This window comes from Bacillus sp. JJ1474 (assembly GCF_036965225.1).
GTDB lineage: Bacteria > Bacillota > Bacilli > Bacillales > Cytobacillaceae > Cytobacillus.
Window position 1 is genome coordinate 1 of the sequence record NZ_JBALPC010000173.1, and the last position, 8536, is coordinate 8536.

Sequence of the window (8536 nt, forward strand, 5' to 3'; positions counted from 1 at the left end):
CTTCTACTCGACTAGTTTAGTAAATATTTAAGTGATTTGTTATAATTGGAACACCAGTAAAAAAATGGAGGCGCATTTATGGCAACAATTGAGGACTTTTTGAAATTGGATATCCGTGTTGGTACTGTTATTAAAGCAGACCTTTTCCCGGAAGCACGAAAACCTGCAATAAAATTAGAAATTGATTTTGGGGAAATTGGCATTAAACATTCCTCGGCTCAAATTACACGAAGATATAAACCCGAACAACTTATTGGTAGTCAAGTGGTTGCAGTAGTAAACTTTCCTCCAAGACGTATTGCAGGTTTTAACTCTGAGGTATTGGTAATTGGAGGTGTCCCAGAAGAAGGTGATGTGGTACTTTTAAAGCCAGATGAACCTGTAAAAAATGGAACACCTATAACGTAGAAATTCGAAAACAACCGAAATTTTATGAGTAGTTCTTGTTGGACTAACGGGTGCAAGAGTTAAAGATCCAGCTGCCATTAACTGAGCAGCTTTTTCTTGTTGAGCGAACGAAGCAATTAGTTGTAGAGCGAAAAATACCATGATGCTAGGTACACTATTCAAAAAGGGATTAATGATGGATGAAAGCTCAAGGTGTTTTAAGAATATCGATGTATAATATTAAATTTGTCGTTGCAATGGAAAATAACTGTATAATATATTAGTGAATAATTTAGTTCCTTTTTTAGGTTCTAACGAAAGGAGATCACCATTGAGTGCTATAACCAATACTAAGGATGTTTTGGAGCGAGTATCCGATGCATTTTATTCGTTAAATAATGAATTTAAATTTGAATATATAAATAATGTTACAGAAAAACTTTTACAAATTAAACGAGAAAATGCGATTGGGCAATATATTTATGATGTATTACTACACAGTGACTTGCATAAATTTGTAATACGATATAAAAGGGCATTGTCGGAACAAGTACCTGTAGAATTTGAAGAGTTTTTTAATAATAGATGGTATGAAATAAGGGCATTTCCTTCTAAGGAAGGCTTGTCTGTACTTTTTAGAGATATTACAGAAAAAAAGAAAGAGTTTCAAAACATTAATTTCCTAGCTAATTACGATGTTATAACAGAAAAACCGAACCGTTTTTACTTTAATAAATACTTAAAACGCAAGTTACAATCACAATCTATTGGTGGTTCATTTGCTGTTTTATTTATAGATATTAATAATTTTAAAAATGTAAATGATACATATGGTCATGGAGTAGGTGATTTGGTATTAAAACAAATCTCAAGACAAATTGAGAAAAAAATAAATCAATTTGGTTTCATAGCTCGATACTCTGGAGATGAATTTCTTCTAACGTTGGAAAACCTTGATGATAATGAAATTTCATCTGTGATTGAACGAATAATTGAATCATTTTCAAGTCCATTTTGTATAAATGGGTTTGACATAAGAATTTCAATCTGTGTTGGGGTTAGCCAGTTTCCTAAGGATGGACAAAGTGAAGAATTATTAATAAAACATTCGGAAAATTCAATGTATCAGGCAAAAAAAGAGGGTAGAAATAAATATAAGTTCTACGCCTTTGTTGAGAATGAAGGAAGAGTAGACGCTTTAAAATTAGAGTTAGAGCTCCACAAGGCGATAGAAAATAATCAGTTATTACTTCACTATCAACCTAAAATCAATTTAAATACGGGGAAAATTGTGGGTGTTGAGGCATTACTTCGTTGGGACCATCCAGAATGGGGAATGGTGTCGCCAGAAACATTTATACCTATTGCTGAAGAGACAGGATTAATTTTACCTATTGGAGAATGGGTTTTGAATGCTGCCTGTAAACAAAATAAAACTTGGCAGCAACAAGGTTTTTCAACTGTTGTTTCCGTCAATTTATCAGCTATTCAACTTAATCAGACTAATATTATTGATACCATTGAATCCATTCTTCAAAAAACAGGATTAGAACCACACTTTTTAGAAATTGAGATTACTGAAAGTATGACAGTTGATATTGACCGCACAATTTTAATGTTACAACAGCTTAAAAAGATTGGAGTCCATGTTAGTATCGATGATTTTGGTACAGGTTTCAGTTCATTAAGTTACTTAAAAAATTTTCCTGTTGATACCTTAAAAATCGACCAGTCTTTCGTTAAAGAACTTCGAAACAACCCAAATGATGAAACCATAGTTAAAACCATTATCTCAATGGCTCATAATTTGAATTTGATTGTAGTGGCAGAAGGAATAGAAACAAAAGAACAACTAGTTTTTCTACAACAACATTTATGTGATGAAGGACAAGGATATTTTTTAAGTAAGCCCTTAACAGCACCCCAAGTACAAGAAAAACGGTTTGAAATCGAAAAAATAGTTGAAGAACATGGAATCCCTAAAGATATAAGCCAACAATTGTTATTGAAAGAATTATTGGAATCTGCCCAAAGAGAGTTACACGATACGATTCGTTTGCAGCAAGGGATGATATTTAAGTATAAGAAAATTAATGAACGATTTATTCATACACAATGTGACGGGGAATTATTATACCGTCTTGGAATGATTCCTTCTCAAGTGATAGGAAAAGAATTAGATGATTTTCTTCCTTATAGAACTGCCCTTGATAAAACTGCCTACTATAAGATGGCATGGCAAGGAGAGGAATTTGTTACTTATGAGGAAGAGCTAAATGGAATTAATTATCTTGCAACTTTACGTCCTATTAAAAAAGCGGGAGAAGTAGTACAAGTCATAGGTTCATGTATAGATATAACGAAACGCAAAAAAGCGGAAAAAGCTTTACAAGAAAGCGAAGCTAAATATCGGCTGATTTCTGAAAACATGACGGACATAATAATGTTATTGGATATAAATGGAACGATACAGTATGCATCACCTTCCCTTGGAAAAGTAATGGGTAACCCATTAAAATCATATATAGGTAAAAGATCGTTTGATTTAATACATCCTGATGACAAGCAAAGCGTAATGATGGGATTTGAAAAAGTACTAAATACTATGAATCCATTAAGGATGGAAGCTCGTTTTGTGAACGTTGATGGGAAATCGTTATTATTTGAAGGACTAGGTACCCCAGTCCTTGGAGAAAATGGCGATCCAGGACATTTTATAGTAGTGGGGAGAGACATTACTGAAAAAAGGGAAATGGAAGAACAGCTCTCAAAATCAGAGAAATTATCAGTTGTGGGTCAACTTGCTGCAGGTGTTGCACATGAAATTAGAAACCCTATAACTTCAATAAAGGGATTCATTCAACTTTTAGAGGAAGGAATCATGAAGAAAGAATTTTTCGAAGTAATTTCCAAAGAGTTTAAACAAGTTGAGGAAATTCTCGAAGAATTTATTAATCTTGCCAAACCAAAAGAAATTCAATTAGAAAAGGTTAATATTAAAACTATACTTAAAGAAGTTGAGACATTATTAAAACCAGAAGCAAATTTGAAAAACGCAGAAATTTTCCAAGAGTATAAACAAAACCTTCCTCAGATTATGTGTGATACAAACCAAATAAAACAAGTTTTCATTAATATAATTAAAAATAGCATTGAAGCAATTCCTAAAAATGGGTTTGTAGAAATCCAAGGCAGTATAGAAGGAAAAAATGTCCTAATAAAAATAATCGATAATGGAATTGGGGTAAGTGAGGAGCGAGTTCAGAAATTAGGTGAGCCGTTTTATAGTAATAAAGAAAAAGGTACTGGTTTAGGTTTAATGATATGTTTTAGAATTGTTCGGGAACATAATGGGTCAATAAAAGTAAAAAGTAAAGAAAATGAAGGTACTACGGTTGAAGTTAGGTTACCAATAAAAACTTGTCAATAGGAAGAAACCTAATGAATTAAACCATATATAGCAGTTAGGAAAAGAATATGCACTAAGGTAATACAACGCCATTAAAAGCAAACGAAAAAACCTCCAATGGCTTATTCATTTGTTATGAAATTAATTAGATTGTGAAGGATTGTACTTAAACTAACGGGTGCTAGAGTTCAATAAGTGCGAGCCATCTTCAGCAGCCACTGATCTTCAACAATCGGGCGCATTTCTAGAATAAGAAATGCGCTTTTTCTTAAAGCTTAGCGTACGATAAAAATACCGAATTGTGGATAAATAACGTGGAGATGTCCTGTCTTGACTCTCGGAGTCAACCCCCTCGAGTCACTTCAGACTTGAAGATAAAAGAAAAAATAGCCTTTATTTCAAGCACTCTAACGCTTGTCGGGGCTATGCATGCGCCCTGCGATTTTTTTCGTATCTTATATATTCTGACTGAGGGCGGAAAATTGAATTATCTTGCAGTTGTTCTATTGCATGTGCAGTCCAACCAATAATTCTTGCCACACTGAATGTCGGTGTGAAAAGTTCTGGTGGCATTTCTATAGAACGCATAATGGCAGCTGCATAATACTCGACGTTTGTATAAAGTTTACGGTCAGGCTTATGCTGTGCGAGTAAATCAATTATTTCCTTTTCAGCTACACTTGCTAAGTCTAACCATTCATCTTTTCCGTACATACTGGTACATTTATCTCTCAAAAGAATGGATCGTGGATCCTCTGTCCTATAGATTCTGTGACCGAATCCCATTATTTTTTCCCCATTTTGAAGTTTTTCTTCTATAACTGTTATGATGTTTTCCTGTTTTTCTATTTCCTCAAGTAACTCAATAACTCCTGAAGGTGCTCCTCCATGCAAAGGACCTTTCATTGTACCAATTGCAGATGTGATTGCTGCGGTTAAATCTGATTCTGTCGAAATTGTTACACGCGCAGCGAACGTAGCTGCATTTAACCCATGCTCCATTGTTAATTTCAAATATGTTTCAAGTGCCTCAACTTGTAGGTGGTTTGGAAGCTTCCCATTTAGCATCCATAAGTAATTAGCTATGTGTGACAAATTAGGATTAGGGTTGATGGAAGGTAAACCTTGTTGTTTTCGATAATGTATGGCTACGATTACTGGAATTGCGGAAGTAAGAATAATTGCTTGCTCTTTGATAGGTTCATTTGTAAAACCAGCATGTGCAAATGCGGAAATAGCTGTACGGACTGCATCCATCAATGGTATTTCTGCTGGTAAAGCGTCGAGGATTTCTAGAACATGGGGAGGTAACTCTCTCCCATTCATTAATTTAATTTTCAAAAGCCTTAGCTCACTTTCGTCTGGTAACACTCCTTGCCAAATAAGATATGCTACTTCTTCAAACGAATGAGAGGGAATAAGTTCGTCTATTAAAACATCTCTGTAGCGTAATTCCCCTATATCTCCTTTGACAGAAGCTATGTTTGTTTGAACAGCCACGACATCTTTTAATCCCTTTTTGAACATTCTGATTCCTCCTTCTTTTCTTTAGTATAGCGGTGTTATATGATTATAGAAATTGAATGTTTTATATTGAAATGATTAATTTTTTTAATTATACAAGGAGGAGTTTTGTGGAACTTCAGTGGTTGAAAACCTTTATTGTAGCGGCTGAAACGACTAATTTTCGTCAAGCATCGGAAAAACTAATCATTTCTCAACCAAGTGTGACCGTTCATATCCGGTTATTAGAGGAATACCTTGGGGCAAAGCTTTTTGATCGAATGAACAACCGCGTCACATTGACCGATGTCGGAAAGCTTTTTTATAAAGAGGCAAAGAAACTAGTCGAACAGATGGAACTGAGCGTAAATCGGATTCATACATATGCACAAGGATTTCGTAAAAACTGGGCTATTGCTATTTCCCCACTTATGGCCGAAACGATATTGCCATATATTTTACGAACGTTTATGGAGAGTCATCCAGACGTTGAAATCAGTATCCGTGTTGAAGAATCAGCTAATATTGAACAACTCGTCGATAACGGGGACGTGCATTTGGGCATTTCAGCACTAGACACTAAATTAAAGAATATAGAGTCGATACCAATTTACGATGACCCAATCCTGTTCGTCATTTCACCTGATTCATATGATGAAGAAAGTGGACCTCCAATTGACGCATTGGAAGTTTTACAGAAAGATTATGTATTCACTCACCATCATCCAGTATATTGGGATAGCTTGCTTAATAAGCTGAACAAACATGTAAAGCGTATCCGAACGATGAAAGTTACACAAGCACACATTGTAAATCGGTTTATTCAGGAGGGCCTCGGCATATCTTTTTTACCGCACTCAATTATAAGGCGTGAGTTAATAGAAGGAAAACTAATGCAACCACATTTCGACCTTTTCACACTACCTACTGTTTCAACTTTTATTATTGTGAAAAGAAAAGGGGATCTTGAGAAAGAGTTCATTAATTTGATTTCCAAATATTATTTTGGATAATAAAGGACTTACATTTGGTTGTCAAAAAAGAAGAAATTATCAAGCATCATTAACCCTATTTCAATTCAGCCATGAACTTCCTAAAAGCTTTTTCTTTTGCTAATGGATTCCATTCAGTCACAGCTTTCACCTTTCAGTTATGATCTATTTATAAGTATGCAACGAATATTATTATTCTTCTACAGGATTATTAGGTCCGTTAAGTTCTAATTGATAAAAGGCTAAATCAAGCCATCTATTGAATTTAAAAGCTACTTTTTTTATTGTGCCTGAATGAACAAAGCCAAAGTTTTTATGCATGGCAATGCTTTTTTCATTTGCTACATCAATTCCAGCAATTAAGGTCATATACTCTCTTTCCTTGGCAATAGCAATTAATTCTTTCATTAAAGAAGTCGCAATTCCTTTTTTTCTGTATTCCTTATCCACATAAACAGAATGTTCAATTGAATATTTATATGCCGGCCAGGTTCTAAAAGGACCGAATGTCGCGAATCCAACTACTTTATTATCTTGTTCGCACACTAATATTGGATAACCTTCACTCATCTTTTGTTCATACCAAACTTGTCTGCTTTCAAGCGTTTGGGGTTTATAGGCGTATACAGCAGTAGTATTGAGAATGGCATCATTATAGATATCTAAAATGTCCAATAAATCTTTTTCGGTTGCTTCTCTTATCATATTTGTCTTCCTTCCACAATAAGTTTTTTAATCTCTAATTTATTTTAGAACGCACTAAACAAAACGTAAAATTGAACTTTTTAATCTTTTGCCATAGGATAAAGTTATGGCAAAGCAATTAGCGAATTAATTAAGAGGACGGTGCGGACATGACACTCCAACAATTTCGTTATTTAGTGGAGATTGCCAAGCATAATTCTATCAGTAATGCCGCCTCCGCACTTTACGTGACACAGCCCAGTATCAGCAAAGCAGTACGTGATCTGGAAGCTGAGTTAGGAATTACGATTTTAGATAGAACGAATAAAGGCGTTGTCTTCACCAAAGATGGTACAGAGTTATTATTTTATGCTAAAACCCTTTTGGAACAAATGGAGTCTGTCGTCTATCATTTCAATAAGGAGAAGGCAGCGGACATAACAAAGTTTTCTATTTTCTCTCAACATTATGGATTTGCGATAGAGGCTGTTGCAAATATGATGGATTATTTAAACGAGCAAAAATATGAGTTTACGATTCGGGAAGGAATGTCAACCGAGGTAATTGATGACGTGTATGCAAGCAGAAGTATCCTCGGAATTTTAACTCTGACTGATTTAAACAAGAATTTTTTTGAGCGTTATTTTACCTCAAAATCAATACTATTTACTCCACTTGCTTCAATAAAGCAACATGTCTTTCTCCGTAAAGAGCATCCTCTAGCTCATCTCAAATGTATTACCTTGGAGCAGTTAAGGCACTATCCCTTTTTGACCTATCAGCAGGACGATGTACTGCTTCACTTTGCGGAAGTATCCAATAGTGTAGACGATATTGGGAAGGTGGTCTATTTAAAGGATAGAGGCGCCACGAATAATCTCCTGTCCAATACAGATGCCTACAACATTGGAACAGGCTGTATCGTAAATAATTACATGAACCCCAATATTATCTCTATTCCAATAGAAAGAAGCAATCTAATTCAAGTGGGATTGGTGAAACGAAACGATGTGTTTTTGCCGGAAGAGGTTCTAGTATATATTGATTTTTTAGAATTAGCTTTGGAAAAATCTATGCCTATTGATATTAGAAAGTAAGTGTACAGTTCTAGTGCATCTAAAAGTATAAACCAAATTATTGAAGGTATTGTTTGGAGGTATTACTGATTACGAATTAAAAGATGATCAACTTATTGTGAAAGTAAGTGGTCAAATTTCTCAAAGCAAGTTATATTGGTAAAATTGAATAGTTTATTATATTGATAAATTGTTTCAAGCAAAATCAATTGAATTAATAACGGGTTACTTACTTTAAAAACGAATTTCAACAATCGGGCGTGTTTATTTGGGAACGCGCCTTTTTTTATGGAAAGGCCATATTGCTCAGGGGTTAATTAGATATGAAGGTAAACAAAGAAGAAATGTATTTAAAGTAAGGGCAAATTGGTTGAAGAAGTAGTGTTGAAATTATTAAATTTTAACTAACTGATAGTTGGCTAATGAGAGGAATGGACTAAATGAATAAAGAAATGTATGTGAAAATAAGTGATTGTAAACTATAT

Annotated in this window: 6 protein-coding genes; 4 read left to right on the forward strand and 2 right to left on the reverse strand. The window is 34.5% G+C overall.

Annotated elements, in window-relative coordinates; all coding sequences use genetic code 11:
* Positions 1 to 78 precede the first annotated feature (78 nt).
* Positions 79 to 408, forward strand: a complete 330-nt coding sequence (csaA, locus tag V7164_RS19055; RefSeq protein ID WP_335354920.1) for a chaperone CsaA — start codon at positions 79 to 81, stop codon at positions 406 to 408.
* 310 nt (positions 409 to 718) lie between these two features.
* Positions 719 to 3817 (forward strand): EAL domain-containing protein, encoded by a 3099-nt coding sequence (locus V7164_RS19060; protein WP_335354921.1) that lies wholly within the window; start codon positions 719 to 721, stop codon positions 3815 to 3817.
* 402 nt (positions 3818 to 4219) lie between these two features.
* Here V7164_RS19060 and V7164_RS19065 read toward each other — a convergent pair whose 3' ends face one another.
* Positions 4220 to 5323, reverse strand: a complete 1104-nt coding sequence (locus V7164_RS19065; protein ID WP_335344163.1) for a citrate synthase/methylcitrate synthase — start codon at positions 5321 to 5323, stop codon at positions 4220 to 4222.
* Positions 5324 to 5430: 107 nt separating this feature from the next.
* On the opposite strand from V7164_RS19065, the gene V7164_RS19070 reads away from it, so the two are divergent.
* Positions 5431 to 6312, forward strand: a complete 882-nt coding sequence (locus tag V7164_RS19070; protein ID WP_335354922.1) for a LysR family transcriptional regulator — start codon at positions 5431 to 5433, stop codon at positions 6310 to 6312.
* 171 nt (positions 6313 to 6483) lie between these two features.
* Here the strand turns inward: V7164_RS19070 and V7164_RS19075 are convergent, their stop codons facing one another.
* The gene (locus V7164_RS19075; RefSeq protein WP_335354923.1) at positions 6484 to 6996 is read right to left on the reverse strand and encodes a GNAT family N-acetyltransferase; all 513 of its coding nucleotides are present in this window, start codon (positions 6994 to 6996) and stop codon (positions 6484 to 6486) included.
* A 149-nt stretch (positions 6997 to 7145) separates the two neighbouring features.
* Between V7164_RS19075 and V7164_RS19080 the strand changes: the two genes are divergently transcribed.
* Positions 7146 to 8072: a LysR family transcriptional regulator gene (locus tag V7164_RS19080; protein WP_335354924.1), complete on the forward strand. Its 927-nt coding sequence runs from the start codon at positions 7146 to 7148 to the stop codon at positions 8070 to 8072.
* Positions 8073 to 8536: the final 464 nt, after the last annotated feature.

Coding starts and splice junctions, on each gene's coding strand:
- csaA (WP_335354920.1), top strand. CDS start 79: ATGGCAACAATTGAGGACTTTTTGAAATTGGATATCCGTGTTGGTACT.
- V7164_RS19065 (WP_335344163.1), bottom strand. CDS start 5,323: ATGTTCAAAAAGGGATTAAAAGATGTCGTGGCTGTTCAAACAAACATA.
- V7164_RS19075 (WP_335354923.1), bottom strand. CDS start 6,996: ATGATAAGAGAAGCAACCGAAAAAGATTTATTGGACATTTTAGATATC.
- V7164_RS19080 (WP_335354924.1), top strand. CDS start 7,146: ATGACACTCCAACAATTTCGTTATTTAGTGGAGATTGCCAAGCATAAT.